Origin of the sequence: Bradyrhizobium zhanjiangense (assembly GCF_004114935.1) — a bacterium.
Classification (GTDB): domain Bacteria; phylum Pseudomonadota; class Alphaproteobacteria; order Rhizobiales; family Xanthobacteraceae; genus Bradyrhizobium; species Bradyrhizobium zhanjiangense.
In genome coordinates this window covers 8,758,206-8,783,957 of the sequence record NZ_CP022221.1, presented here as the reverse complement: position 1 = coordinate 8,783,957, position 25,752 = coordinate 8,758,206, and the positions used below count along the sequence as shown (strand labels likewise).

At 65.1% G+C, this 25,752-nt stretch carries 23 protein-coding genes; 9 read left to right on the top strand and 14 right to left on the bottom strand.

The annotated features are described in order from the left end of the window. Positions 1 to 95: 95 nt before the first annotated feature. Both XH85_RS41990 and XH85_RS41985 read right to left on the bottom strand, forming a co-directional pair. Complete coding sequence (locus XH85_RS41990; protein ID WP_164939410.1) at positions 96 to 1,463, bottom strand: flippase; 1,368 nt, start codon at positions 1,461 to 1,463, stop codon at positions 96 to 98. A gap of 286 nt (positions 1,464 to 1,749) precedes the next feature. After that, positions 1,750 to 2,589, bottom strand: coding sequence for a protein-disulfide reductase DsbD domain-containing protein (locus XH85_RS41985; RefSeq protein WP_128936599.1), 840 nt, complete (start codon positions 2,587 to 2,589; stop codon positions 1,750 to 1,752). Between the two features lie 141 nt (positions 2,590 to 2,730). On the opposite strand from XH85_RS41985, the gene XH85_RS41980 reads away from it, so the two are divergent. Further along, positions 2,731 to 3,375 carry a YqgE/AlgH family protein gene (locus tag XH85_RS41980; RefSeq protein WP_128936598.1) on the top strand — a complete coding sequence of 215 codons (645 nt, stop codon included), beginning with the start codon at positions 2,731 to 2,733 and terminating at the stop codon, positions 3,373 to 3,375. 298 nt (positions 3,376 to 3,673) lie between these two features. On the opposite strand, the gene XH85_RS41975 is transcribed toward XH85_RS41980, so the two are convergent. Together XH85_RS41975 and XH85_RS41970 are read right to left on the bottom strand one after the other, a co-directional pair. After that, complete coding sequence (locus tag XH85_RS41975; protein WP_128936597.1) at positions 3,674 to 4,561, bottom strand: TauD/TfdA dioxygenase family protein; 888 nt, start codon at positions 4,559 to 4,561, stop codon at positions 3,674 to 3,676. Positions 4,562 to 4,658: 97 nt separating this feature from the next. After that, the gene (locus XH85_RS41970; protein ID WP_128936596.1) at positions 4,659 to 5,438 is read right to left on the bottom strand and encodes an SDR family NAD(P)-dependent oxidoreductase; all 780 of its coding nucleotides are present in this window, start codon (positions 5,436 to 5,438) and stop codon (positions 4,659 to 4,661) included. Between the two features lie 95 nt (positions 5,439 to 5,533). Here XH85_RS41970 and XH85_RS41965 point away from each other — a divergent pair, with 95 nt between their 5' ends. Continuing rightward, positions 5,534 to 6,268, top strand: coding sequence for an SDR family NAD(P)-dependent oxidoreductase (locus XH85_RS41965; RefSeq protein ID WP_128936595.1), 735 nt, complete (start codon positions 5,534 to 5,536; stop codon positions 6,266 to 6,268). 151 nt (positions 6,269 to 6,419) lie between these two features. After that, positions 6,420 to 6,794, top strand: a complete 375-nt coding sequence (locus XH85_RS41960) for a CsbD family protein (RefSeq protein WP_091881369.1) — start codon at positions 6,420 to 6,422, stop codon at positions 6,792 to 6,794. A 156-nt stretch (positions 6,795 to 6,950) separates the two neighbouring features. Here XH85_RS41960 and XH85_RS41955 read toward each other — a convergent pair whose 3' ends face one another. Continuing rightward, positions 6,951 to 8,648, bottom strand: a complete 1,698-nt coding sequence (locus XH85_RS41955) for an SGNH/GDSL hydrolase family protein (protein WP_128936594.1) — start codon at positions 8,646 to 8,648, stop codon at positions 6,951 to 6,953. Positions 8,649 to 8,817: 169 nt separating this feature from the next. Then, positions 8,818 to 10,203: a lytic murein transglycosylase gene (locus XH85_RS41950; protein WP_206734798.1), complete on the bottom strand. Its 1,386-nt coding sequence runs from the start codon at positions 10,201 to 10,203 to the stop codon at positions 8,818 to 8,820. Positions 10,204 to 10,403: 200 nt separating this feature from the next. Between XH85_RS41950 and XH85_RS41945 the strand changes: the two genes are divergently transcribed. After that, complete coding sequence (locus XH85_RS41945) at positions 10,404 to 11,279, top strand: UTP--glucose-1-phosphate uridylyltransferase (RefSeq protein ID WP_128936592.1); 876 nt, start codon at positions 10,404 to 10,406, stop codon at positions 11,277 to 11,279. Positions 11,280 to 11,461: 182 nt separating this feature from the next. On the opposite strand, the gene XH85_RS41940 is transcribed toward XH85_RS41945, so the two are convergent. After that, positions 11,462 to 12,958 carry a sensor domain-containing diguanylate cyclase gene (locus tag XH85_RS41940; RefSeq protein ID WP_128936591.1) on the bottom strand — a complete coding sequence of 499 codons (1,497 nt, stop codon included), beginning with the start codon at positions 12,956 to 12,958 and terminating at the stop codon, positions 11,462 to 11,464. A 142-nt stretch (positions 12,959 to 13,100) separates the two neighbouring features. On the opposite strand from XH85_RS41940, the gene XH85_RS41935 reads away from it, so the two are divergent. Next, positions 13,101 to 13,364 carry a DUF7662 domain-containing protein gene (locus XH85_RS41935; protein ID WP_164934724.1) on the top strand — a complete coding sequence of 88 codons (264 nt, stop codon included), beginning with the start codon at positions 13,101 to 13,103 and terminating at the stop codon, positions 13,362 to 13,364. Positions 13,365 to 13,564: 200 nt separating this feature from the next. Here XH85_RS41935 and XH85_RS41930 read toward each other — a convergent pair whose 3' ends face one another. Both XH85_RS41930 and XH85_RS41925 read right to left on the bottom strand, forming a co-directional pair. Further along, a complete protein-coding gene (locus XH85_RS41930; RefSeq protein ID WP_164934725.1) occupies positions 13,565 to 16,441 on the bottom strand; it encodes an EAL domain-containing protein in 2,877 nt (958 codons plus the stop codon). 139 nt (positions 16,442 to 16,580) lie between these two features. Beyond that, a complete protein-coding gene (locus XH85_RS41925; protein WP_128936590.1) occupies positions 16,581 to 17,579 on the bottom strand; it encodes an NAD(P)H-quinone oxidoreductase in 999 nt (332 codons plus the stop codon). Between the two features lie 110 nt (positions 17,580 to 17,689). Here XH85_RS41925 and XH85_RS41920 point away from each other — a divergent pair, with 110 nt between their 5' ends. Together XH85_RS41920 and rcdA are read left to right on the top strand one after the other, a co-directional pair. Next, positions 17,690 to 17,881: a DUF1192 domain-containing protein gene (locus XH85_RS41920; protein WP_128936589.1), complete on the top strand. Its 192-nt coding sequence runs from the start codon at positions 17,690 to 17,692 to the stop codon at positions 17,879 to 17,881. A gap of 515 nt (positions 17,882 to 18,396) precedes the next feature. Beyond that, on the top strand, positions 18,397 to 18,906 hold the full coding sequence (rcdA, locus tag XH85_RS41905; protein ID WP_128936588.1) for a protease adaptor protein RcdA: 510 nt from the start codon (positions 18,397 to 18,399) through the stop codon (positions 18,904 to 18,906). A 248-nt stretch (positions 18,907 to 19,154) separates the two neighbouring features. On the opposite strand, the gene rpmE is transcribed toward rcdA, so the two are convergent. Next, positions 19,155 to 19,382, bottom strand: a complete 228-nt coding sequence (gene rpmE / locus XH85_RS41900) for a 50S ribosomal protein L31 (RefSeq protein ID WP_027573780.1) — start codon at positions 19,380 to 19,382, stop codon at positions 19,155 to 19,157. A gap of 196 nt (positions 19,383 to 19,578) precedes the next feature. Here rpmE and XH85_RS41895 point away from each other — a divergent pair, with 196 nt between their 5' ends. Further along, positions 19,579 to 21,432 (top strand): ABC transporter ATP-binding protein/permease, encoded by a 1,854-nt coding sequence (locus tag XH85_RS41895; RefSeq protein ID WP_128936587.1) that lies wholly within the window; start codon positions 19,579 to 19,581, stop codon positions 21,430 to 21,432. A gap of 186 nt (positions 21,433 to 21,618) precedes the next feature. Here the strand turns inward: XH85_RS41895 and XH85_RS41890 are convergent, their stop codons facing one another. The 4 genes from XH85_RS41890 to XH85_RS41875 form a co-directional block, all read right to left on the bottom strand. Further along, a complete protein-coding gene (locus XH85_RS41890) occupies positions 21,619 to 21,825 on the bottom strand; it encodes a hypothetical protein (RefSeq protein ID WP_128936586.1) in 207 nt (68 codons plus the stop codon). Between the two features lie 79 nt (positions 21,826 to 21,904). Beyond that, the gene (locus XH85_RS41885; RefSeq protein ID WP_128936585.1) at positions 21,905 to 22,351 is read right to left on the bottom strand and encodes a GNAT family N-acetyltransferase; all 447 of its coding nucleotides are present in this window, start codon (positions 22,349 to 22,351) and stop codon (positions 21,905 to 21,907) included. After that, positions 22,351 to 23,379 carry a peptidoglycan -binding protein gene (locus XH85_RS41880; RefSeq protein WP_128936584.1) on the bottom strand — a complete coding sequence of 343 codons (1,029 nt, stop codon included), beginning with the start codon at positions 23,377 to 23,379 and terminating at the stop codon, positions 22,351 to 22,353. The genes XH85_RS41885 and XH85_RS41880 overlap by 1 nt, the downstream gene beginning before the upstream one ends. 157 nt (positions 23,380 to 23,536) lie before the next feature. Beyond that, positions 23,537 to 24,553, bottom strand: a complete 1,017-nt coding sequence (locus XH85_RS41875) for a flagellar motor protein MotA (protein WP_128936583.1) — start codon at positions 24,551 to 24,553, stop codon at positions 23,537 to 23,539. Between the two features lie 165 nt (positions 24,554 to 24,718). Here XH85_RS41875 and XH85_RS41870 point away from each other — a divergent pair, with 165 nt between their 5' ends. Then, positions 24,719 to 25,747: an SAM-dependent methyltransferase gene (locus XH85_RS41870; protein WP_128936582.1), complete on the top strand. Its 1,029-nt coding sequence runs from the start codon at positions 24,719 to 24,721 to the stop codon at positions 25,745 to 25,747. Positions 25,748 to 25,752 lie beyond the last annotated feature (5 nt).

Below are 25,752 nucleotides of genomic sequence, written 5' to 3'. Positions count from 1 at the left end.
AATCATGCTGCAGGTGGGAGATGCATAGCCATTTTGCCCTGTTCAGCTGCGTCTTGCGACACCGCCGTTCCCCAACGGGCAGGCAGCCGCATGGCCTATTTTCCAAACGCCAGCACGTGCAGGCCGAGGCGCTGCCGCACGATCCAGAACAAGAGCACCGTCTCGAAAGTGAGCGAGATCGAGGTCGCGGCGGCGGCGCCGTGGCCACCGTAGCGCGGTACCAGCGCGATGCAGAGCACGACGTTCATCACGAAGGCCAGCGCATAAGCGAGCGCGCAGACTCTTTGCTGGCCGAGCATGTTGAGCAGCCGCTCGACCGGCCCTATCGCGGAGCGCACCACCAGCCCGATCGCGGCCACGAACATGATGTCGTAGCCGACCACAAATTGCGGCCCGAACAGCCAGAGCAGCGGCTTGCCGAGCGCAAGCAGCACGATGGTCGCCGCCAGCGACGGCCAGAACGTCCAGCTGATGGCGTGCGCCACATAGGCCGACAGCCGCGCCTTGTCGCCGCTTGCGTTGTATTCGGCGAAGCGATGCGCGGTCGTTGCCGACATCGCGTAGTGGACGAAGGAAACCAGCGCGAGCGTCTTGACCACGGCAAAATAGACGCCGACCTCGTCGGAGGGGCGGAACTGCTGCAGCACCAGTACGTCGGTGTAGGACAGCAGCAGGTAGAAGCTCTCGACCAGCAGGATCGGCAGCGAGATGGCGAGCCAGCCGCCGATGTCGTAGGCCCTTGGGCCCGGCTCGATGTGATCGGCGAGCTTGCGGTTCAGCACCACCATCTGCCCGGCCATCGCGATCCACACCGCACCTAGGCTCGCGACCATCGCGGCGACCGCGCCGAGATGATAGCCGAGCAGGAAGGCAGAGGCCGTGATGCCGATAATCAGCGCCTGGCGAATGATGAATTGCGGCATCAACCCGAGCTGCATCCAGTCGTGCGAGCGCGCGATGCCATCCTGGGTGTTGGCGACGACGAAGGCCGGCAGCGTCATGCAGCCGATATAGAGCGGCTGCACCTCGGCCGGATCGATCCAGGGCGAGAGCAGCCTGACGATGCCGGCGAGGCCGAGCGACACCAGCGCGGAGACGGCAAAGGTCAGCCAGCGGCTGCCGGAGAGAAAGCCGCGTAGCAACGCATGCTCGCCGCGGGCGCGGTACTCCGGAATGATCTTTTGCGCGGAAGCGGAGATGCCGAAATCCATCATGCTGCCGAGCAGCAGCACCCAGGTCCAGACATAGACGTAGACGCCGTAGTCGGACGTGCCCATCCAGCGCGCGAGCAGCACCTGCGAGACATAGGCGAGGCCTGCGCTGATGACGCGGATGACGAAGATGGTGCCGGCCAGCCGCCGCGTCAGCGAGGCCTCGCGCGAGCCGCCCGTCAGCCTGCCGCGCAGCCGCGCGATCAACCCCGCCGGTCCGGTCGTTGCGGGTTGTGCATCCATCACGGCCAATTCGAGATCCCCAGGGGGTTCCGCATGCTGCGGCATGCCCGGGAATTAGCAACCATTCGTTAAGATTCGGTTGGGTGGGAGTGCTGTCGCAACCCCAACGTCGTCCTGGCGAAAGCCAGGACCAATTACCCCAGGGAGAAGTTGGACGAAGGCTCGGGGCTACGAGTTCGCGCCACCACTACTCCCTGGGGTAATGGGTCCTGGATCTGCGCTCCGCCCTGGACAACGCTATGCGTTGCCAAGAGCTGCGCTTGTCCAGGACGACCGCTGGGGTTGCGACGACGGCTCACTCCAAATTCGTATTGAACTCGTACGACTTGTCCGGCCCGACCAGCGTGAACTTCAGCGCCGCACCGTCGGGCTTAGCGCCCGGCGGCAGCCCCTCGAGCTCGAAGGAAAATCGCTTCACATCTGCCGCGCTGGACTGGACCGGGGCCGGAATCGGCAGCGCCCAATCGGGCGTCGGCCCTTCCACGAACAGATTGACATGGCGTGCCTCCGCCGGCGCGACCACGTCGACGACCACCTTGTTGCCGTCGCGCTTGACGTCGCGGATGGTGAGCGGGTTGGGGTCGCCGATATTGGCGGGCTTGGGCACGGTGTCGAGCGCGGCGCGCAGATTGGCGTCCTCGGTCGAGGCGACGCTGTTGAAGCCAAGCTCGGCGCGGGCCTCGACGGGAATGCAGAGCTTCTCGCACACGGCATAGTTGATCTCGGCGCGCAAGGTCACCGGCTTGTCGGCGGCCTTGGCGACGATGCGCAGGGGCAGTACGATCTGGTCGCGATAGCCGATCGAGTGACCGCCCGCGCCGTCGTCGAACTTCAGCGGAGCCGGCCACATGATCGTCACCGCCTCGACATTGTCCGACTTGGAGAAGTCGAACCGCGGCGGAACGCCGGAGTCGCCGGGCGTACGCCAGTAGGTCTTCCAGCCCGGCTGGAGCTGGAAGGCGATACCGCCAAGCAGCACGGCGCCGCTGCGTGACCCCGCGACCAGCCGCACTGCGGAATGTCCGTCGCGCTGCCACGGCGAAGCGTCGTCGGCACGGGCTGCGAAGGCCAGCGACGACGCGAGCAGGGTTGTCGCGACGCCAATCGCCGCACGCAAGGGAACTATGCTGGACATGGCACGTCTTTACAGGGGGGCCCCGGGGCAAACCATTGAATTGCTTGTGATGGATGCATCTGAATCAAGTCTCTGCAAGCCTTGATTTGACAGCCGCCGGGCCCGACATCAGGATAGGAATTGAAACCGGAGTGCTTCACCATGGCTCCTACAGGTAAAAGGACGGGCGAGAGCACCCGCAGCGCAGGCCCCGCGCTCCCCAATTCGGCCGGTTATCTCGACGGCCGGCTCCTGATTGCGATGCCCGTGATGGGCGATCCCCGTTTCGAGCGCTCCGTGATCTATCTCTGTGCCCATTCTGCCGAAGGCGCGATGGGCATCATCGTCAATCAACCCGCCGGCTCCATCGACTTCCCCGAGCTCCTGATGCAGCTCGGCATCATCAAGAAGGGCGAGCACATCAAGCTGCCGGAAAATGCCGAAAGCATGAAGGTTTTGCGCGGCGGCCCGGTCGACACCGGGCGTGGCTTCGTGCTGCATTCCAGCGACTTCTACATCGAGAACGCGACGTTGCGGATCGACGAGGGCGTGTGCCTCACCGCGACCGTCGACATCCTGCGCGCGATCGCCAACGGCTCCGGCCCCAAGCACGCCATCCTCGCGCTCGGCTATGCCGGCTGGGCGCCGGGTCAGCTCGAGACCGAGATCCAGAGCAATGGCTGGCTGCATTGCGACGCCGACACTGACTTGATCTTCGGCGACGACGTCGACGACAAATACAACCGCGCCTTGCAGAAGATCGGCATCGATCCCGGCATGCTCTCCAACGAGGCCGGGCACGCGTAGTCCTGTCGTCCTGGCGAAAGCCAGGACCCATTACCACGGGGTGTGGTTGCTCAAGAAGGCTGGCAACCACCAGCCTTCGTCAAACTGCGCTCGGTGGCAATAGGTCCTGGATCCGCGCTCGCTGGTCCAGCATGACGATGGTGATTGACGCCGTCGCTTCACCCTCCAGCGTCGTCCCGGCGAAGGCCGGGACCCGTACTCCGAGACAGGAATTGTCGAAGCAGGCTGGCAATGACCAGTCTTCGCCAAATCGCATCCTGTGGCTATGGGTCCCGGCCTACGCCGGGACGACGAAAAACTACTCCGCCGCCTGCTGCTGCACCGTCGGCTCCGTGCCGGCCACCGTCGCGCGGCGCATGTCGCGCGGTTGCGACTGGTCGTAGCGGCGGACGCGGTGCATGGTCTGGCGGTTGTCCCACATCACGAGATCATGCAGCTTCCATCTGTGGACGTAGACGAACTCTGCTTGCGTCGCGTGCTCGTTCAGATCGCGCAGCAGCAGCCGGCCCTCCGGCACGCTCATGCCGACCACCTTGCCGGCATGCGATGAGAGATACAGCGACTTGCGGCGATGCACGGGGTGCGTGCGCACCAGGCGTTGCAGCACCGGCTTGAACATCTCCTTCTCTTCGTCGCTATATTCGGTGAAGCCGAGCGATCCCCGCGAATACATCAGCGAGTGCTCGCAGACGAGATTCTCGATCTCCGCCTTGGTCTCGTCGTCGAGCGCGTCATAGGCGGCGCGCATGTCGGCGAATTCGGTATTGCCGCCCTTCGGGTTCACCACGCGCGCGGACAGCAGCGAGAACTTTGCCGGAATGGGACGGAACGAGCTGTCGGAATGCCACAGGCAATTGCCGAGGTTGAACAGATGCGTCCGGCTGTCCTTCGCCAGCGGCTTGCCGTCCTTGCCGAGATTCGAGACATCGTTCAGGCCGGATTGCAGCCGATAGTCCTTCTCCTTGGTAACGGTGCCGCCGCGCGCATCCTCGCGCTGGCCGAAATTCAGCGCGAACGCCATCTGCTGCTCGTCGGTGATGTCCTGGTCGTGGAAGACCAGCACCGCGTATTTGTCCATGGCGGATTCGACCTCGCGCGCCTCCTCCGGCGTGAGCGGCTTTCGCAGGTCGAGGCCCGACACCTCACCGACGAAATGCTTCTGAAGCTGCCGGATGGCGATCGTCATGGCGTTTTCTCCCGCATCTGCGAGCGGTTTCCCCGCTCTGTTTGCGGAAAAAATGACTCCCGCGTTCGGCGATGTCAACGCGCCGCGCGCATGGCTCTCACGCGTTGCGCGCCATCAGCCCGCCGTCGACCGGGATCACCGCGCCGGTGAGGAAAGAGGCGGCCGGCAGGCACAGGCTGAGCGTCATGTGCGCAACCTCTTCAGGATCGCCGTAACGGCCGAGCGCAGTGCGGCGCTTGGCGTAGATCGTCTTGTGCTCCTCGGAGATGCGATCGGTGATTGCCGTGCGGATCGGACCGGGACAGATGCAGTTGACGGTGATGCCCTCGCGGCCAAGCTCCACCGCCAGCGAACGGGTGAGGCTCGCAACGCCGCCCTTCGCCGCCGAATAGGGGCTGTGCAATGCGGTGGCGCCGAGCGCCTCGGTCGAGGCGATGTTGATGATGCGCGGGCTCTTCGACTTGCGCAAATGCGGCAGCGCGGCGCGGATGACGCGTGGATGCGCCGTCAGCATCACGGCGAGGCCCTTGGCCCATGCGTCCTCATAGGTCTCGTCGTCGATCGCGACCCGCACGGAGATGCCGGCATTGTTGACGACGATGTCGAGCCCGCCGAAATGCGCCGCAACATCATTGACTACGCGCTTGATCTCGCCGGCATCGGCAACATCGAGCTTCCACGCCTTCGCTGTCCCGCTGTTTGTCGAGATCTCCCTCGCGACCGCATCGGCGCCTCGCTCGTCATAATCGGTGACGGCGACGTTCGCACCTTCAGTGGCGAACACGCGCGCGGTCGCGCGTCCCATGCCGCTGGCCGCGCCGGTGACGAGGACGGTCAGGCCCTTTACGGACCGGCTGAGCTGTTTGAATTCGGACATGCTGTTTCCTCGCGCGCTGCTTGTTCTTGTTATGATTGACAAGGCTGGCATCGATCCGCAGACAGGTCAAACAAGCAAAACAAGGGGAGGCCGCGATGAACGAGCTCGATTTCTCAGGCAAGCAGGTGCTGGTGGTCGGCGGTTCCAGCGGCATCGGCAACGGCATCGCGCAGGCCTTTCGCGCCAGGGGCGCGCATGTCGCGGTTTGTGGCACGCGTGCGCGGCCTGCGGAATATTCCATCGAGGAAGGCTCCGATCTCACGGGTCTCGCCTACGCGCAGCTCGACGTCAGCGATGCCGGTGCGATCGAAGCGTTCAAGCCGCCCTTCGAACGGCTCGACATCCTGGTGCTCGCGCAGGGCGCAGTGATCTATCGCCGCGGCGAATTCGAGATGGCGGGTTTCCGCAAGGTCGTCGAGGTCAACCTGATGAGCCTGATGGCGTGCGCAACGCGGTTTCATTCCATGCTGCGGGATGCGAAGGGCTCTCTGATCATGGTGTCCTCGACTGCTGCGTATCATTCCACCATGGGCAATCCCGCCTACAACGCCTCGAAGACCGGCGCGGTCGGATTGACGCGCACGCTGGGCGAGGCCTGGGCCGAGGACGGCATCCGCGTCAACGGCATCGCGCCCGGGCTCGTCGATACCAAGATGACGAAGGTGACCACCGACAATCCCAAGCGGCTCGAAGGCGCGCTGGCGCGCATTCCGCTGCGGCGATTGGGCACGCCGGCCGACATGGCGGGCGCGGCGCTGTTCCTGGCTTCGCCATTGTCGTCCTACATCGTCGGCCAGACGTTGGTCGTCGATGGCGGCCTAATCTTGTAGCCTGGATGAGCGAAGCGACATCCGGGACTTTGCTTGCGCGTTCCCGGGTATCGCTGCGCTCACCCGGGCTACGCGTTCTACACTTTCTTAAGCGCAAGGAACTGCGCTGCTTCTGATCGGTTACTTCGGCTGATCACCGAGGAGGATTATCATGGACGCGGATCGGATCATTGGATCAGCCAAGGAAATGGCGGGCGGCGTGGAAGGCACCGTGGGCGAGATGGCGGGAGACGCAAAAACGCAGGCCTCAGGCAAGGCACGGGAAGCCGCGGGGACAGTGCAGAATCTATACGGCCAGGCGAAGGACGCAGCGCGCGAAGCCGCGGACACGGCCACCAGCTACGCCAAGGATGCCTATGAGGCGAGCGGCGATACGTTCCGCGACGGCTCGCAGGCGATTGCGCGGAAGGTGCATGACAACCCGCTCGGCGCGCTGCTGATTGCCGGCGGCATCGGCTTCGCACTCGCGCTTCTGATGTCGCGCCCCGCGCGCCGCCCGCCGCCGCGCTGGCGCTATTACGGCTAACAGCCAGACCCATCATTCCGGGACGCGCCTTTTGGCGCGAGTCCGGACTCCATTCATCGGCATCGATGATGGGGTGTGATGGATTCTCAGGTGCGCAACTGCGCATCAGAGCGCGCTACGCGCCCCGGAATGACATCTCAAATCAAAAGAGAAAAATTACCGGAACATTTCGGCCGATCGCCCGACATTAGCCGGCGGCCGCGGGATCGCGGGGTTCATATTCGGATTGCGGGGGCCAGGGGGCGGCGCCAGTTGACGCGGTGGCTGCGGCGAGCCGAAGCCGAAGAAATCCCGGAATGACGGCGCTGCCTGTGCCGGCTGCTGCGGCGGGAGCTGCGGCTTCTTCGGCGCGAGTTTTGGCGGGGCGACCGCGGCGGCTGCTCCCGGTGAGCCGTGAGGAACGCTGCTGTCCGGCGTCGTCGCCGCCATCGGCGTATCGCCCTTGGCCTGCTCGCGGCCGACTTCGCGGCGCGGCCAGGCGTAATCATCGGCACGGCCGGCCGGAGCCGTCAGCGGCTCGCCTTTCACCATCGTCTTCGCAGCGAGTGCGTCGACGGCGGCGGGACGCGAGCCCGGCCCGCCCAGCAATTGATCGGTCGAGATCGAGGCCGCAACCAGCGGAACGATCGGGCCGGCCAGCGGCCGCGGCGCGGGCTTGCCTGGCTCGGCGCTGGTGTCGGGCGTCGCCGGCTCGCTCGGCAGCGCGATCGGGCCGGAGCGGCCCGCGAGCAGGCGCGTGATCTCGCGTTCGACATAGTGCGCGAGCTTGCGCGCGCCGGCTTTGGTGAAATAGACGCCGTCAGAGCTGCGGAGCTGACGGATCTGGCCTTCGAAGTCAGGACCCTTCTGAAGGAAGCGGCCGGCCTCGTCGACAAAACCGTCCCAGACATCGACATAGGTGATGCCGGCCTTGGCTGCGCCTTCACGGTAGAGGGAATCCAGGAACAGCATGTCCGCCGTGCCCTTCTGCCCGCGGATGGCAGGTAGGCCGACCCAGAGCACCGGAACGCTCTTGGCCTTGAGGACGTTGGCCAGCTCCTCGATCTTCTTGCCGTAGAGCTCGATCCAGCGCTCGTCGCGGAATTCGTAGAGACCATTCGGATTGCGCGCCGTCTTCTCCGGCGCGGCGGCCGCCGGCGTATCGGCGTTGTCGGCATCATCCTGCGGCAGGTCAGGATCCGCTGCGGGTTTGTCCTCAGGCTTGGCGGCGGCGTCGGGCTTGGCCTCGCCGGGCTTGCCAGGTGGCTTGCCGCGCGCGCCCTTGTCGTTCTTCTTGTCCTTGTCAGAGGCCTTGTCCGACTTGTCGGCCGCAGGCTCGCGGATCGCGATGCGGTCGTTGAGGCCGAGCATGACGACGATGATTTCGGGCTTTTCGGTTTCGAGGATGCCTTTCGCCGCAGCCGCCCAGTCCGACGGCTCGCCCTTCGGCTGGTACTTGATCAAGCCCGAGGTGGTCTTGTGCTTGCGGATCACGCCCATGTCGGGCTGCTCGGTGTAGGCGTCCTCGAGGCCATAGGCGAGCCAGTCGGCCATGGCATCGCCGATCACCAGCACGTTCTTGTCGGGGATGGTGTCGCGCTTCGCCGGTGCCGGCGCGCGCGAGAAATCCTGGCGCGGCGCTTGCGGCTGTTGCTGCTGGAACGGTGCGAAGAAGTCGCCGCCGAACCAGCCACCTCCACCGCCGCCCCGTGGTGGCGGCGGGGCCGCGCGCTGCGGTGGGCCGCCGAAGCCGGGGAAGTTGAAGAACTGCGCCGAGGCCGGGCCCGCGACCGACACCAGGATCGCAAGCGCCGTCCCCAGCGCGATCAGCGGGCCGGTCTCGGTCAGCGCCTTGAACAGGGACTTCTTCGACATGCGATCTCGGACACGCGCAACAGGATTGGAAGTGGCTTGGATATAATAACGGAATCAGGCGCCAAACGGGCAGATTCTCTCGCAGATTCTTCCGCCATACACCGGGGAACAGTCACCCAGGTCAAGGCTGCCTGCCAAAATCCCTGTTCAGGGTTACTTTCGGCGCGATTTACCGCCCGCGCAGCCGGTCCAGCACGTCGGACGACGCAAATCCGTCGGCGGGCACCCCGATCGAGGCCTGGAAGTTGCGCAGGGCTTCCCGGGTCTGGCCGCCGAACTGGCCGTCCGGGGTGCCCTTGTAGAAGCCGCGCTGGGCCAGCAGCTGCTGCAGTTCCAGCCGCTCGGTACGCGACAGCTCCCGCTCCTGCCGCGGCCAGGGCTGCACGAAGGGCTGGCCCCCGCGCAGGCGGTCGGCGAAATGGCCGATCGCGAGTGCATAGGCCTCGGCCGGGTTGTACTTCATGATGACGCGGTAATTCTGCAGCATCAGGAAGCCCGGCCCCTGCGCGCCGGCCGGCGCGAGCAGATACGCCTTCTCCGCCAGATGCGGGAAGGGCTGGTTGTTCGGACGCTTGAGCCCGAGCTTCTCCCACTGCGCGATCGTCATCGCCTTGGCGCGATCGGCCAGCATGTAGTTGAATCCCTCCGGCACAACGACTTCAAAGCCCCAGGTCTGGCCGGCCTGCCAGCCGTCCTTCTTCAGATTGTTGGCGGTCGAGGCGATCAGGTCGGTGGGATTGTCGACGACGTCGCGCCGTCCGTCGCCATCGCCATCGACGGCAAATCGTTTGAATGCGGTCGGCATGAACTGGGTCGGGCCGAAGGCGCCGGCCCAGGAGCCGCGCATCTGCTCAGGCCTGAGATCGCCGCGGTTGAGGATCTCCAGCGCGGAGAGGAACTCGTCCTTGAAATAGGCCTGGCGACGTCCGATGCAGGCGAGCGTCGCGGTCGATTGCAGCACGCTGCGGTCGCCCATCTGCGTCGAGTAGTTGGACTCGATGCCCCAGATCGAGGCGATGATGTAGCGGTCGACGCCGGTGGCCTTTTCGGTGGCGTCGAACTGCGCCTTGTATGTGGCGAGGATCTCGCGGCCCCTGGCGAGGCGGTTGTCGTTCACGAGGATGTCGAGATAGTCCCAGATCGACTTGGTGAACTCCGGCTGCGAATCCATGAGGTCCATGATGCGCAAATCGGGGCTGAGGCCTGCGGTGAGGCGCTGGAAATTCTCCTGCGTGATGCCGCGCCGTGCGGCATCGGGCCACATCGCGGCGACGCAATTGTTGAAATTGCCGGCGGCCTCGCGGATCGCGGCCGCCGTCATCAGCGGATGGCCGGAGGCGCCGTCTTCGCCGCTCCAAGGTTGCGCACCGCCATTGCCGGGCGGGGCTTGCGAGGGGGCGGGATTGGGGCCGGAGAAGATGCCGCCGAACAGATTGGAAAGGCCATTCTGGGCTTGCGCGTGCGCGCAAGCCGGCAGCAGCAAGGCCGCCGCAATCATCGTCGCGGCAGTCACGGAGCTAACCCGTTCCGCCAGTCGTGCCACTGATTGCATCATCTCCCACCCGTCGGCCTGAAATTCCGCCATCAGGAGGCCTGGTAGGCGTTGCCAATAGCTTAACAAAGGTGAAATTTTGGTGACGGCGTTTTTCTTAACTCTGACGGGGCGAGGCCCCACATCCGCCTTTGTTGGCGGCTGCAAACAGGCTAGCAAGATGCCATTGCTCCGTTCACGTCCTCAGGTATTCGATCGATCCCATGAAAATTCGCAAAGCCGTATTCCCCGTCGCCGGCCTCGGCACCCGCGTCCTGCCCGCCACCAAGGCGATGCCGAAGGAAATGCTGACCATCGTCGACAAGCCGCTGATCCAGTACGTCTATGACGAGGCGAGGGAGGCCGGCATCGAGCACTTCATCTTCGTCACCGGCCGCAACAAGAATGTCATCGAGGATCATTTCGACCGGATGTTCGAGCTCGACGCGACGCTGGCTGCGCGCGGCAAGAAGGGCGAGCAGGAGATCCTGGCGCAGAACCAGCCCGATGCCGGCGCCGTCAGCTTCACCCGCCAGCAAGCGCCGCTCGGCCTCGGCCATGCGGTCTGGTGCGCGCGCGACATCGTCGGCAACGAGCCGTTCGCGGTCGTGCTGCCCGACGAGCTCGTGCTCAACACGCCCGGCTGCCTGAAGCAGATGATCGAGATGGCGGCTTCGCTCGGCGAGAAATCCAATTTGGTCGCGGTCGAGGCGGTGCCCGACCATCTCACCCATCAATACGGCATCTGCGGCGTCGGTAAACGCACCGGCAAGATGTTCGAGGTCGACGGCATGGTCGAGAAGCCGGCCAAGGGCACCGCGCCCTCCAACCTCTCGATCACCGGCCGCTACATCCTCCAGCCGGAGATCTTCAAGATCCTGGAAACCCAGGAGCGCGGCGCCGGCGGCGAGATCCAGCTCACCGACGCCATGATCGGCCTCGCCAGGTCGCAAAAATTCTACGGCGTCGAGTTCGAGGGCGAACGCCACGATTGCGGCTCCAAGCCCGGCTTCCTCCGCGCCAACATCGCCTACGGCATGAAGCGCCCGGAGCTGCGCGACGGGCTGATCGCGGAGATGAAGAAGTATCTGGGGCAGTAGCTGCTCCGCGTCGTCCTGGACAAGCGCAGCGCCGATCCAGGACCCATTACCCCAAGACGGCGTTTGGCGAAGACGCGTGGTGATCAGCTCGCGCCACGACTCCTTCTTGGGGTAATGGGTCCTGGCCTTCGCCAGGACGACACGAGAATTAGGCACGCTACTCGCCGCCGACGACAGTCGCCTCACGCCACCAGCGACAGCTGCGGCAGGCTCGCGACCACCGACTGGTTGCGCCCGCCGGCTTTCGCGGCATAGAGCGCCTTGTCGGCGGCGGCGACCAGGATGGACGGGTCCATGCCGGCGGTGGGGACCAGGCTGGCAATGCCGCAGGAGACCGTCGTGCTCGCCTGATCGTCGGACCAGCCCTGCACCTTGAGGCGGATCGTCTCGGCGACCTTGAAGGCGTCGGTGACCGAAATGTTCGGCAGCAGCACGGCGAATTCCTCGCCGCCATAGCGCGCGGCGCAGTCGCCGGCGCGGCTCACCGCGTCGGAGATGCAGATAGCGATGCCGACCAGCACCTGGTCGCCGGCCTGATGGCCGAACGTGTCGTTGTAGGCCTTGAAGTGATCGGCATCGATCATCAACAGCGCGACCGGCGTCTTCTGGCGCATGGCGCGGCGCCATTCGACCTCGATGACGGAATCGAACTTGCGGCGGTTCTTCAGGCCGGTGAGCGCGTCCGTCGTCGCCATCTCCTCGAGCTTGCCCTCGGCCTCGGCGCGCCGGCCGATCTCGCGCGCGAGCACCAGCGTCGAGGCCAGCATGAACAGGATCAGCGCCAGCACCACGGCGCCGATGCGATAGGCTTCCCTCTGCCAGAGCTCGAACACGGCGGTCAGCGGCTTGCCTGCCACCACGAACATCGGACCTGTGCTGGTGCTGCGCACGTAGAGACGCGGGGTCGGGTCCACCGGACCCTGGCCGGCGTAGGATCCGCCGGCCTTGAGATTGTCGGCCCTCCAGTTCTGGCGCTCGTTCAAATTCCTGCCGATGATTTCGAGATCGAACGGCCGCCGCATCATGATGGTGCGGTCGCGCTTCAGCACGGTGATGGTGTCGTCGCGGTCGAGGTTCAGCCGCTCGAACAATTCGTGGAAATAGCTGAACCGGATCGAGCCGGCGACGACGCCCATGAAGCCGCCGTCCGTATCGCTGATGCGCCGGCTCAGCACGATGGAATAGGCGCCGCGAAACAGCATCGGACGGCTGATGAAGAGCCCGATGTCGGGATTGTCGCGATGAACCCTGAAATAGTCCTCCTCGCTCCTGACCTCCGGCAGCGGATCGAGCGTGGAGGCGTCGATGGTCAGCCGGCCCTCGGTATCGAACACCTGGATGGCGCCGAAATGCTTGGCGGTTATCGCATGGTCGAACAGGATCAGTTGACGGATCGGCTTCGAGACCGTTGCGAGCTCCGGCAGCAACATGCTGCTGGCGACCGCCTTCAGTGACAGGTCGTAGATCTCGATGTTGCGGTTGACGTCGGACTCGATGGTCGTCGCCAAATTCTCCAGCGTCTGGCGGGCGAGCGCCTCCTCGCCGCGGCGCATGTCCAGCATCACGTTGACGCAAATGGCGGAGAAGCCGATCACTGTCACCACGGACGAGATGATCAGCAGCTTCGCCGAAATCCGCCACGGCCGGCGGGCCGTGACTTCGCGCCATCCAGACAGCATCGCTCGCTCCCGATCCTAGTGGATGCGCCCGAAAGCTTGAGTAGTGTTTAAGGCGGGACGGCGCTGCCGCAATGAGTTAAGAATCGGTTTATGCGGCGCACGGTTTTTGGCAGCCTCATGTGACCGGGACGAGAGGACGATTGTGAACGACTACCACGCGTTGCGCGACTATCTGATGCGGCAGAAGCAGGACGAGTTGGTGTTGAGCTTCGAGCAGATCGAGGAGATCATCGGCGCGGCCCTGCCGCGCGCGGCGCATCGTGCCTCCTGGTGGGACAGCCTGCGCAGCCCCGACATCCAGATGCCGCAACGCGAAGCCTGCCTCGCCGCCGGCTTCGTGGCGACGCGCATGCCGGATGGCCAGAGCGTGCGGTTCAGGAAGCAGAAGAGCGACCGGCGGCGATAGTATCGCTGACGAGCACTCTTCCCCTCTCCCCTTGTGGGAGAGGGTGGCTCGCCGCGTAGCGGCGAGACAGGTGAGGGGTCTCTCTCCGCGCGCCAATCTCTTGCAGTTGAACCCGCGGAGACAACCCCTCATCCGGCGCTTCGCGCCACCTTCTCCCACCGCCACCTTCTCCCACAAGGGGAGAAGGAAGAAGAGAGCGATCAGCTCGCCGCTTCCAGCCGCACTTCCGTCAGCAGCCGCATCGCCGCGTCGGCGTCCATCGGCTCGCCGAAGGCGAAGCCTTGGGCGTATTCGCAACCCATCTGGTAGAGCTCGACCGCATCGGAATCGGTCTCGGCGCCCTCGGCCACCACGTCCATGCCGAGATCGTGCGCGAGCGCGATGATCGACTTCAGAATCACCGGGCGGGTGCCGCGGCTGGTGGTGCGCACGAAGGACTGGTCGATCTTGATGGTGTCGAACGGGAAGCGCTGCAGATAGGCCAGCGAGGAATGGCCGGTGCCGAAATCGTCGAGCGAGAGCCCGGTGCCGAGCTCGCGGATCCGCGTCAGCATCTGCGCTGCGTGCTCCGGATTCTCCATCACCAGCGATTCCGTCAGTTCCAGCTTGAGCGTGCCGCGCGCCACCGAGGAGCGTGACAGCACGGTGCGGATGTCGTGGATCAGATCGTGGCGCAGCAATTGTCGCGACGACACGTTGACGGAGGCGAAGATCGGCTCGCGCGAGCGCATCGCGCGCTGCCACACCGCAAGCTGTTTTGCGGTCTGGTCGAGCACGAACATGCCGAGATCGACAATCAGCCCGGTCTCTTCCGCGATCGTGATAAATTCCGACGGCGCCATGCGCCCGAGCTTCGGATGGTCCCAGCGCGCCAAGGCCTCGAAGCCCGCGATCGAACGATCCTCCAGCCGCACGATCGGCTGGTACAGGATCGTGATCTCCTTCCGCTCGATGGCGCGGCGCAATTCGCTCTCCAGCGTCAGCCGGTCGGTCTTCCGCGCACGCATCGCCGGCTTGTAGACGTCGATGCGGTCGCCGCCGATGCGCTTGGAGTGATACATCGCAAGCTCGGCGTCCTTGATGATCTCATCCGTCAATTGGGTCTGCGGATCAGACAAAGCGAGGCCGATGGAAGCCGTGAGGAATATCTCGCGGTCGTTGAACGCGATCGGCGCGCGGATGGTCTTGCGGATGGTCTCGGCGAAGGCGGTGATCCGGGCGGGATCCTGCTCCGAGAGCAGGATCAGGCCGAACTGGTCGCCGGCCATCCGCGCCAACGTGTCCTGCGGCTTCAGGATGCGGGTAAGGCGGCGCGCCAGCGTTAGCAGGATGGAATCGCCGACCGCGATGCCGACGGAATCGTTGACCTGCTTGAAGCGGTCGAGGTCGATCACCATCAGCGTCGGCCGCAGCGTCGGCATGCTCTTGGCGAAGTGCGCCACCGCACCCAGCCGGTCCATGAACAGTTTTCGGTTGGGCAGGCCGGTGAGGTTGTCATGCACGGAATCGTGCAGCAGACGTTCTTCCGCGTTGCGCAGCTCGGTGACGTCGGTGAGGGTGCCGACCACGCGCGAGACCTCGCCGTCGGAGCCGACCACCGGGCGCGCCTTCAGCGCGAACCACATGAAGTGGCCGTCCGGGGTGCGCAGGCGGAAATCCTGCACCAGGCGGCCGCGGCGCTGATCGAGCACGCTGTCGAGCGCGGCGCGGAAACGGTCCTGGTCGAGCGGATGCAGCACCTCGAGCCAGGACGCGGCCGGCCCCTCCAGCGTGCCGCGCTTGAGGCCGAGCAGGGCTTCGGTCTCGGGGCTGGTGAAGACCTTGTCGGCGGACACGTCCCAGTCCCAGATCAGATCGCCGGAGCCGGCCAGCGCCAGTGCGCGGCGCTCGATGTCGGAGACGACGCCGGTCGAGGCGCCGCCGCCGGCGAAGGCGTGCTGCATCACCGTGAAGCCGATCAGCATCACGATCAGCACGAGGCCGCCGAGCAGGGCCGGGCCGACGATGTCGTTGGTGACGGAGCCGGCGACCGTCATGCCGGCCGCCACCACCCAGACCACCAGCAGGAACCAGGTCGGGATGAGCAGCACCGCGCGGTCGAAGCCGTGGGTGGAGAGATAGACGATCAGCGCAAAGCCGGCGAAGGCGATCAGCACCAGCGAGACGCGCGCGATGCCGGAGGCCACCGCGGGATCGAACAGCGCCAGCGCGACGAGCGAGCCAAGGAAGGCCAGCCAGCCGACCGTGATGTGCGAATAGCGCACATGCCAGCGGCTCAAATTGAGATAGGCGAACAGGAACACCAATAGTGTCGCCGCCAGGATCGCTTCGCCCGCCGCACGCCAGATGCGCTCGGCGTTGTTCGACATGTCGAGCACCTTGCCCCAGAAGCCGAAATCGACGCCGATATAGACCAGCACCGCCCAGGCCAGCGCCGCGGCGGCCGGGAACATGATGCTGCCCTTCACCACGAACAGGATGGTCAGCACCAGTGCAAGCAAGCCGGAGATGCCGATCACGATACCCTGATAGAGCGTGAAGGAGTTGACCTTGTCCTTGTAGGCTTCCGGCTCCCACAGATAGAGCTGCGGCAGCTTGTCGGTGCGCAGCTCGGCGACGAAGGTGACAACGGCTCCCGGATCGAGCGTGATGCGGAACACGTCCGCGGTTGCGCTTTCCTGACGTTCGGGCCGGTCGCCGATCGAAGGCGTGATGGTGGCGATACGCGACAGGCCGAGGTCGGGCCACAGCAGCCCTGAGGAGACGATGCGGTAATGCGGGGCGACGATCAGGCGGTCGAGCTGGTCGTCGGTGTTGTTGGCGAGCGCGAACACCACCCAGTTCTGGCCACCTTCGCGGGCGCGCACCTCGATGCGGCGGACGATGCCGTCGGTGCCGGGCGCGGTCGAGACCTGGATGCGGTCGGCATCGCTGCGCTGATGCTCCAGTACACCGGTGAGGTCGATCGCGGGCGCGTCACTGCGAACGCTGACAGCATCGAGCGCGCGTGCAGGGGACGCGGCAACGAGCATCATGAGGCCCAGCGCGATGGGCGCGAGGCACCTGAGCAGACGCAAGGTCAGTTCTCCGCGTTCGACGCAAACTTCGAGTGCAAGGCGATTTCAGACCGGACAGAATTGGTTCGGTGCGTCGCGATAGATGCCACGAAAGCGAGGAAAATCAAAGGGTTTCCGCCTTGCCCTGTGGGCCGGCGGCCTACACCTCCAACACAATTTTGCCAATATGTGCGCTCGTCTCCATGCGCCGGTGCGCGTCGGCCGCCTTTTCCAGCGGGAAAGCGCTGTCCATCAGCGGCTTGATGCGGCCTTCGCGCAAAAGCGGCATCACTTTCGCCTCAATCGCGGCCACCATCGCCGCCTTGTCCGCATTACTACGGGGGCGCAGCGTCGAGCCGGTATGGGTCAGGCGCTTCACCATCACCTTGGCAATGTTGACGTTGACCTTGGGGCCGTTGAGCGTCGCGATCTGGACGACGCGGCCATCGACTGCGGCGGCATCATAGTTGCGATCGACATAGTCGCCGGCGACCATATCGAGGATCAGGTTGACGCCGACCATGTTGGTCTCTTCCTTGACCACCGCGACGAAGTCTTCCGTCTTGTAATTGATGGCCCGGTCTGCACCCAGCTTGAGGCAGGCATCGATCTTGTCCTGCGATCCCACCGTGACGAACACCTTGGCGCCGAACGCTTTGGCAAGCTGGATCGCCATGGTGCCGATGCCGGAGGAGCCGCCATGGATCAGCAGCGTCTCGCCGGCCTTGAGGCCGCCGCGCTCGAACACGTTGTGCCAGACCGTCATCAGCGTTTCCGGCAGCGCGCCGGCTTCCCTGATCGACAGCGCCGGCGGCACGCTCATGGCCTGGGCGTCCTGGGCGATGCAGTACTGCGCATAGCCGCCGCCGGCGACGAGCGACATCACCTTGTCGCCGATCTTGTGCCGCTTGGCATTGCTGCCGACCGCCACCACTTCGCCGGCAATCTCCAGGCCCGGCAGGTCGCTGGCGCCGGGCGGCGGCGGATAGGCGCCGGAGCGCTGCGCGACGTCGGGCCGGTTGACGCCGGCGGCCTCGACCTTGACCAGGATCTCGTCGGGCCCGGGCTGCGGCACGACCCGTTGTTCCGGCACCAGCACCTCCGGTCCGCCGTGCCGGGAGATGGCGACCACGGTCATTTGCGCGGGCAGCTTGTCCATGATGTGTCCTTGAGCAAAGGTGTGGAATGGAATGAGGCCATTGCTTAGCCAGCGCGCTCCACGCTGGCAACCTCGGCCTGGTAGATCGCGCGAACGCAGGAGGAACGACGATGCCGACGGAAGACGACGACCGCCCGCGCAAGAAGATCAGCCATGAAATCGGACAGGATCTCTCACTGTTGTCGGTGGAGGAGCTGACCGAGCGCATAGCGCTTCTGAAAACCGAGATCGCAAGACTGGAAGAAGCCGCCACCAAGAAGCGCGCCTCGCGCGATGCGGCGAATAGTTTTTTCAAGTCGTAGCCGCTACAGCCGTCGTCCCGGCGAAGGCCGGGACCGATACCGCGTGATCTATCTGTAGGGATCGACCGAAGCACCGAACGACCGGTCTTCGTCAAACCACTCCCTGTGGTTATGGGTCCCGGCCTTCGCCGGGATGACGTGGAGAATTTGTTCCGTACCCCACTCGGCCACTGGCCGAGATGGCTAACGAACTCTCAAAAATTTAGCTCGTTTACGGTCGATTAAGCTTTCGGGTTTATGACTGGAACCGTCCTCGTTTGGACACCGAGTGGCTCCTGTCCACTCTGTTTGACGCCTCCCTGTTATCAACTTTCAAAGCCGCCGGTCTCCGGCGGCTCTTTTTTTGCGTCCACTCCCGCTTTTTGCGTCTCCTTCCGGTTGAATTTCTGCGAATGACCCGCGGAAACCATATCAGCGCTTGTCGCTGGACTCCGCGCTCCCGGCGCGCAATGATTTGTTCATCATAAGCCGGCGCCAAGCCGGAGAGTCAGACAGTTGCGTAAGGGGCGTTAACCATGGAACGTTTGCAGGCCGACGGCGCTCTCGTTCAACTCAGCGAGCGGTTCACCAATTCTGCGGCGTTCAGCGTCCTGTTCCGCGAGGGCATGGACCTCGTCGAAGAGACCGCCGCCTATCTCGACGGCGCCGGCCGCACGGAGGCCAAGGCGCTCGACCGTGCCGTCAGCCTGACTTATGCGACCGAGAGCATGCGTCTCACCACCCGCCTGATGCAGCTCGCCTCGTGGCTGCTGCTGCACCGCGCGGTGAAGGAAGGCGAAATGACGCTGAGCCAGGCCAACCGCGAGAAGACCAAGGTCAAGCTCACCGCCGCCGATCCCGGCCCCGCCGACACCATCGAGAAGCTGCCCTCGCAGCTCCAGGATCTGATCCACCGCTCGATGAGCCTCCAGACCCGCGTCCGCCGTCTCGACACCACCATCCACACCCCGCCGGCCGAGCACGTCCCGATCGGCAACCCGCTGGTGCCGCACCTCAACGCGCTCAAGGCCGCGTTCGAGCGGTAGGGTCTAATCTAATCCCCGCACTCTATGTTGAACCGTCACCCTGAGGTGCTCGCCTCTTCGGCGAGCCTCGAAGGGCGACGGCCCGGCTGCTGCACCTCGGCCGTTCATCCTTCGAGGCTCCCGGTGTGATGCTTCGCATCGCGCCACTCGCCCCTCAGGATGACGGGTCTGATAGCAACGTGCGGGCCCCAAAACAAAAACGCCCCTGGGCTCCCAGGGGCGTTTTTCGTCGCAGCCTTGCGGCCGGATCAATCCTTTTTGAGAAAGCCCGAAAACTTCTTCTGGAAGCGCGAAACGCGGCCGCCGCGGTCCATGATCTGGGCGCTGCCGCCGGTCCAGGCCGGGTGCGACTTCGGGTCGATGTCGAGGTTCAGCGTGTCGCCTTCCTTGCCCCAGGTCGAGCGGGTCAGGTACTCGGTTCCGTCGGTCATGACGACCTTAATCGTATGATAGTTCGGGTGAATTTCGGCTTTCATGGCAATTCCTCGGCGCCCGGGCGCCTCTTGGGTGGCTAGCGAATGACGGATTTGGCCGGCTCTATACCTCACGACCCCCCCCAAAACAAGCCATATGCCGGCTGGTGACCGGGCTTGCCCCTAAGGGACATCCCGGATTTGCCACTCCCCTTGCACCAGCCTATTGGGAGCAAACGAATGCAATGGGTCGGATCTCATGAGCGCAGTGGAACGGCTTGATGAACAGTATGTTCAGCCCGAAATGAATTCCCAATCCGCCGACACTCCGTCGATCGAGGCCGATCTGATCGAGCAGCCCGCCAAGGGCCGCGCCAAGCTCCGGCCGCTGCTCGCGCTCGCGCCTTATGTGAGCCGCTATCGCGGCCGCGCCGCATTGGCCTTCGTCGCGCTGACGGTCGCGGCACTGACCACGCTGCTGGTACCGGTCGCGGTGCGCCGGATGATCGATTTCGGCCTGACGCCCGAGGGCATCGAGCTGATCAACAGCTATTTCTCGGTAATGCTCGCGGTGGTCGCCGTGCTCGCGATGGCGAGCGCCGCGCGCTACTACCTCGTGATGACGATCGGCGAGCGCATCGTCGCCGACCTCAGGCGCGACGTCTTCGGCCACCTGTTGTCGCTCTCGCCGACCTTCTTCGACTCCGCGCGCAGCGGCGAGCTGATCTCGCGCCTCACCGCCGACACCACCCAGATCAAATCCGCCGTCGGCGCCTCGGTGTCGATCGCGCTGCGCAATCTCATGATGTTCCTCGGCGCCGCCGCGATGATGGTGATCACCAGCCCGAAATTGTCGGGCTTCGTGCTGCTGGCGATACCCTTGATCGTGCTGCCGCTGGTGGCGTTCGGACGCTGGGTGCGGCGGCTGTCGCGCAATGCGCAGGACACGCTCGCCGACGCCTCCGCCTATGCGGGCGAACTGGTCGGCGCGATCCGCACCGTGCAGGCCTATACCAGCGAGCAGTTCGCCGAAAAGCGCTTCGGCGGCAATGTCGAGCAGGCCTATGAGGCGGCGCGGACCTCGACCCAGGCCCGCGCCGTGCTCACTGCCATCATCATCTTCATCGTATTCGCAAGCGTGGTCGCGATCCTCTGGATCGGCTCGCATGACGTGCTCACCGGTGCGATCACGCCGGGCCGGCTCGGTCAGTTCGTGCTCTATGCGGTGTTCGCCGCGGCGGGCCTCGGCCAGCTCAGCGAGGTCTGGGGTGAGGTGTCGGCGGCCTCGGGCGCGGCCGAGCGCCTGTTCGAGATCTTGCATGTAAGTCCTGAGATCACCGCGCCTGCGTCGCCGCGCGCGCTGCCGGTGCCGGCACGCGGCGAGGTCGGCTTCGATCGGGTCAGCTTCGCCTATCCGGCGCGGCCCGATGTCAAGGTGCTCGACACCGTGTCGTTCACCGTGCGCCCCGGCGAGAAGGTTGCGATCGTCGGCCCCTCCGGCGCCGGCAAGAGCACGATCTTTCATCTGCTGCTGCGCTTCTACGATCCGCGCAGCGGCGCGATCGCGCTCGACGGCGTGCCGGTCAGGTCCGCCGATCCGCACGATGTCCGCGCTCGCATCGCGCTGGTGCCGCAGGAATCCGTAGTGTTCGCGGCAAGCGCCCGCGAGAACATCCGCTTCGGTCGTCCCGATGCCACCGATACCGAGGTCGAGCGCGCCGCCGAGCTCGCGCATGCCGCCGAGTTCATCCGCCGCCTGCCCGAAGGCTTCGAGACGGCGCTCGGCGAGCGCGGCGTGACGCTCTCCGGTGGCCAGCGCCAGCGCATCGCCATCGCCCGCGCCATACTGCGCAATGCGCCGCTGCTGCTGCTCGATGAAGCCACCTCCGCGCTCGATGCCGAAAGCGAGACGCTGGTACAGACCGCGCTGGAAGAGCTGATGCGCCACCGCACCACGCTGGTGATCGCGCATCGCCTCGCCACCGTGCTCTCCTGCGACCGCATCCTGGTGATGGACCAGGGCAGGATCGTCGAGCAGGGCACGCATGCCGAGCTGGTCGCCGCGAACGGCCTCTATGCGCGGCTGGCGCGGTTGCAGTTCGAGGGGGCGTGAGGCGTTCGGAACGTTGCCAAAATCGCGACAGTGAGAGTGTTGCGATAACGCTCTACAATCTCGTCATTGCGAGCGAAGCGAAGCAATCCAGAATGTCTCCGCGGAGAGACTCTGGATTGCTTCATTGCAAGAGCTCCTCGCAATGACGTGGGGAGGGAGCTGCGCACCACAGGGTCCCAGCGGACATTACCGGCACTTCGGCGAGAGCGTCGGCACATTCGGCCACGGCCAGTTCTTCCAGCTGCCGTCCTCGCCGACGCAGGCCGATGCTGCAGGGCCGCTCGTATCGAGTTGCATCGCAAAGCGCTGGTCGACATAGGTCGTCGACAGATATCCGGCGACGATGACGCCCAGAAAGACCGAGGAACCCTTGGCCAGGTCGCGCAGCTTCATCGATCGTCTCCACCCGCTTGTCATCGCTGCTCCGGCTACAACGATTAACAGACGTCGCAGGATCCAGGCGTGACACGCCTCACGCCCGCCATGCCATCTTCAGCACCGGACGGCCCGAGGTCGGGTTCACATCGTCGCCGGCATGGGCAAAGCCGTTGCGCTCATAGAAGCGGATGGCGCGCGCGTTGTCCTTGTTGACGAGCAGCGTGACGCCAGTCGGGGACAGGCGCTTGGCCTCATCCACCAGCAGCCTTGCTGCATCCGAGCCCCAATGGGCGGGATCGACCACGAGCTGGTCGAGATAGCCGTCGCCATCGATGGTAACGAAGCCGGTGAGGGCGCCATCCTGTTCGGCGACGACGATCGAGGCCTTCGGCACCAGGTCCTTGCGCCATCGCTCGCGCCACCAATCGAGGCGGGCGGCGAAGTCGATCTGCGGATAGGCCTGCTGCCAGGTGCGATGCCAGAGGTCGATCGCGGCCGCTTCGTCCTCGGGCCGGTAGGGGCGGAGATGGAGGGCGCTCACTACCGCTCCGTCAGCTTCAGCTCGATGCGGCGGTTGCGCTTGTAGGCCTCTTCCGTGTTGCCGGTATCGAGCGGCTGGAATTCACCAAAACCGGCGGCGACGAGGCGCTGGGCGGGCACGCCGAGCGAGATCAGGTATTGCACCACCGAGATGGAGCGGGCGGCGGACAAGTCCCAGTTCGACTTGAAGTTCGGGCCGTTGACCGGACGCACGTCGGTGTGACCATCGACGCGCAGCACCCAGGGAATCTCGCTCGGGATCTTCTTGTCGAGGTCGATCAGCGCGGTCGCCAAGGTGTCGAGCTCGGCGCGGCCCTCGGGCAGCAAGGTCGCCTGTCCGGTGTCGAAGAACACTTCGGACTGGAACACGAAACGGTCGCCGACGATGCGGATGTCGGGGCGGTTGCCGAGGATGGCGCGCAGGCGGCCGAAGAACTCCGAGCGGTAGCGCGACAATTCCTGCACGCGCTGCGCCAGCGCCACGTTCAGGCGGGCGCCGAGATCGGCGATCCGGTTCTGCGATTCCTTGTCGCGCTTCTCGGAGGCATCCAGCGCCTCTTCCAGCGCCGCCAATTGCCGGCGCAGCGCGCTGATCTGCTGGTTCAGCACCTCGATCTGCGCCAGCGCCCGCGCCGAGACCGCTTTCTCGGAGTCCAGTGCCTTGCCGAGCTCGGCGGTCTTGCCTTGCGCGTCGCTGCCGGCATTGGCGAGACCTTCATAGAGGCCCTTCATGCGGTCGCGTTCGGATTCGGCCGAGGCAAGGCCGGCCCTCAGTTGCGACACCTGGTCGTCGAGCGAGAGCTTGCCGAGCTTCTCCAGCGATAAGAGCTCATTGAGCTGCGCGATCTTGGCGTTGAGCTGCTCCAGCGCCTTGTCCTTGCCGGTGACCTCCTGCGACAGGAAGAACTGCACGACCAAAAACACCGACAGCAGGAACACGATCGACAGCACCAGCGTCGACAGCGCGTCGACGAAGCCGGGCCAGTAGTTGAAGGCGCCTTCACTGCGGCGGCCGCGGGCAAGAGCCATGATCGTCTCCGTTTCATTCGTGTGCCGGACGCGCTGCAGCGTGTAACACTGCTGCGCAGAGCCGGGACCCAGAATCACTCGTCGAATGGGCGCCGGATCAGCGACGCATCACTTCGTGCTGCATCGCGTCCGGGGCACGAGATCTTTCGTCCTGTTCTCAACTCTTCTCGGGCTGGCGCGCAATGCGCTCCAACAGGCGCCGGATCTCGCGGTTCTGTTCGCCCTGGCCGTCGGCCCATTCGCGGATCATCTGCTGCTCGGTGCGCATGTGCGAAACCAGCGCCTGGATGGCTTCGGCGAGGCTCGCCATCGCCGCGGTGGTGCCGCGGTTGGCGCTGCCTTCCTCGAGCACGGAGCGCAGCCGTTCGACCGCGGCCTGGAGCTCGCCGCTGGCCACGCCACCGCCGCTGGAAGCGACCGCCACTTCGCCGCTGCCATATTCGCGCACGGTGGTGGCGAGCCAGTCTTCGAGGTCGGTGTAGAAGCGGTTCTGCGCCTGGCTCGATTGCAAATCGAGGAAGCCGAGGATCAGCGAGCCGGCGAGGCCGAACAGCGAGCTCGAGAACGAGATGCCCATGCCGCCGAGCGGGGCGGCCAGCCCCTCTTTCAGCGTGTCGAACAGGGCGCCGGAATCACTGCCGACCTTGAGCCCGTCGATCACCTTGCCGACCGAGCCGACCGTCTCGATCAGGCCCCAGAAGGTGCCGAGCAGGCCGAGGAAGACGAGCAGGCCGGTCATGTAGCGGGAGATGTCGCGGGCCTCGTCCAGGCGCGTCGCAATCGAATCGAGCAGATGCCGCATGGTGGTCTGGGTGATCGACATCCGTCCCGAGCGCTCGCCGCCGAGGATCGCCGCCATCGGCGCCAGCAGCTTCGGGTGCCGGGCCGGCGCCAGGCCGGGATCGGCGATGCGGAAATTGTTGACCCAGGACACCTCAGGGTAGAGCCGGATGACCTGGCGGAAGGTCAGCACGATGCCGATGAACAGCACCGCCCCGATCAGGGCGTTGAGGCCGGGATTGGCGAAGAAGGCCTGGATGATCTGCTTGTAGAGCACCACGCCCACCAGCGCACACAGCACCAGGAAGACCAGCATCCGCACCAGGAAGACGCTGGGCGAGGACAGTTTGGTGTACTCAATATCCATGGTGGAGCGGGAAGTGCCAGACCGCATGCCGGTATCATCCATTACGAAGCTTGCTTGCGGGCGCACTATGGCACAGCGCCGGCCCAAAAAAAGCGCCGGATGCGCCGATTTCGGGGACAGCTTGGGGAACTCGGACCGAAAGCCGCGCTTTGATAGGCCGGTGTCTGCAAGAGCTCGCCATTCGGGGGCCGCATGAGCGTCGTTTCCGCGATCATCGGGACTGCCGAACGTGTGCCGTTGCCGGACGTGGTGATGCGTGCCGCGATCCAGCGCCTGTGCTCGCGCACGGCGACACGCCTGTCCAAGCTGGGGGCGGCCGACGATGCTGCCTTCGCCGGGCGGATGATGCTGCGGCCGATCGCCGAGGACGCGGATGCTGCCCGCGGCCGGCATGACGAGGTGCCCGCTTCCTTCTTCGCGCAGGTGCTCGGCCCCAACCGGAAATATTCGTGCTGTTTCTACAAGACCGATGCGACCTCCTTGCAGGAGGCGGAGGAGGAGGCGCTGCGCCAGACCGTCGAGCATGCCGGTCTGGCCGACGGCCAGGCCATCCTGGAGCTCGGCTGCGGCTGGGGCTCGCTGTCCCTGTGGATGGCGCGGCAGTTTCCGCACGCCCGGGTGACGGCGATCGCGACCTCGCAGGCGCAGCGCGCCTATGTCGAGGAGGAGGCGCGGCTGCGCGGATTGCTCAATCTGCGCGTGGTCACGGCCGACATGAACGTGTTCGCGCCCGAGGGCCAGTTCGACCGCATCGTCTCGGTCGAGATGTTCGAGCAGATGAGCAACTGGCGCAAGCTGATGACGCGTGCGCGGTCATGGCTCACGCCGGAGGGGCGGTTCTTCATGCACGTCGTCACCCACCGTTCCGGTTCGCATCTGCTTGACCCCGCCGATCCCGACGACTGGATCGCGCAGCACGTCTACACGAGCGGTCTGATGCCGAGCCATCACCTCGTCAGGCAATTCGACGATATCTTTGCGATCGAGAAGGAATGGTGCTGGAGCGGGACGCATTACCAGCGCACCGCCAACGACTGGCTCGCCAATTTCGATGCGCATCGCGACGCCATCGAGGCCTCCTTGCGCGGGGTCTATGGCGAGGAGGCCGCTCTCTGGATGCGTCGCTGGCGCTGGTTCCTGCTCGCGACCGCAGGCCTGTTCGGTTATGCCGACGGAACCGAATGGGGCGTCAGCCACTACCGCATGAAGGCCGCCGATTAGCGTGC

Excerpts from the sequence above, each read along its gene's own strand:
- XH85_RS41920 (WP_128936589.1), top strand. The coding sequence starts at position 17,690 with ATGCCGACGGAAGACGACGACCGCCCGCGCAAGAAGATCAGCCATGAA.
- XH85_RS41980 (WP_128936598.1), top strand. The coding sequence starts at position 2,731 with ATGGCTCCTACAGGTAAAAGGACGGGCGAGAGCACCCGCAGCGCAGGC.
- rpmE (WP_027573780.1), bottom strand. The coding sequence starts at position 19,382 with ATGAAAGCCGAAATTCACCCGAACTATCATACGATTAAGGTCGTCATG.
- XH85_RS41940 (WP_128936591.1), bottom strand. The coding sequence starts at position 12,958 with ATGCTGTCTGGATGGCGCGAAGTCACGGCCCGCCGGCCGTGGCGGATT.
- XH85_RS41925 (WP_128936590.1), bottom strand. The coding sequence starts at position 17,579 with ATGGACAAGCTGCCCGCGCAAATGACCGTGGTCGCCATCTCCCGGCAC.
- XH85_RS41890 (WP_128936586.1), bottom strand. The coding sequence starts at position 21,825 with ATGAAGCTGCGCGACCTGGCCAAGGGTTCCTCGGTCTTTCTGGGCGTC.
- XH85_RS41960 (WP_091881369.1), top strand. The coding sequence starts at position 6,420 with ATGGACGCGGATCGGATCATTGGATCAGCCAAGGAAATGGCGGGCGGC.
- XH85_RS41880 (WP_128936584.1), bottom strand. The coding sequence starts at position 23,379 with ATGGCTCTTGCCCGCGGCCGCCGCAGTGAAGGCGCCTTCAACTACTGG.
- XH85_RS41875 (WP_128936583.1), bottom strand. The coding sequence starts at position 24,553 with ATGCGGTCTGGCACTTCCCGCTCCACCATGGATATTGAGTACACCAAA.
- XH85_RS41870 (WP_128936582.1), top strand. The coding sequence starts at position 24,719 with ATGAGCGTCGTTTCCGCGATCATCGGGACTGCCGAACGTGTGCCGTTG.
- XH85_RS41955 (WP_128936594.1), bottom strand. The coding sequence starts at position 8,648 with ATGTCGAAGAAGTCCCTGTTCAAGGCGCTGACCGAGACCGGCCCGCTG.
- XH85_RS41970 (WP_128936596.1), bottom strand. The coding sequence starts at position 5,438 with ATGTCCGAATTCAAACAGCTCAGCCGGTCCGTAAAGGGCCTGACCGTC.
- XH85_RS41965 (WP_128936595.1), top strand. The coding sequence starts at position 5,534 with ATGAACGAGCTCGATTTCTCAGGCAAGCAGGTGCTGGTGGTCGGCGGT.
- XH85_RS41945 (WP_128936592.1), top strand. The coding sequence starts at position 10,404 with ATGAAAATTCGCAAAGCCGTATTCCCCGTCGCCGGCCTCGGCACCCGC.
- XH85_RS41975 (WP_128936597.1), bottom strand. The coding sequence starts at position 4,561 with ATGACGATCGCCATCCGGCAGCTTCAGAAGCATTTCGTCGGTGAGGTG.
- rcdA (WP_128936588.1), top strand. The coding sequence starts at position 18,397 with ATGGAACGTTTGCAGGCCGACGGCGCTCTCGTTCAACTCAGCGAGCGG.
- XH85_RS41950 (WP_206734798.1), bottom strand. The coding sequence starts at position 10,203 with ATGATGCAATCAGTGGCACGACTGGCGGAACGGGTTAGCTCCGTGACT.
- XH85_RS41895 (WP_128936587.1), top strand. The coding sequence starts at position 19,579 with ATGAGCGCAGTGGAACGGCTTGATGAACAGTATGTTCAGCCCGAAATG.
- XH85_RS41985 (WP_128936599.1), bottom strand. The coding sequence starts at position 2,589 with ATGTCCAGCATAGTTCCCTTGCGTGCGGCGATTGGCGTCGCGACAACC.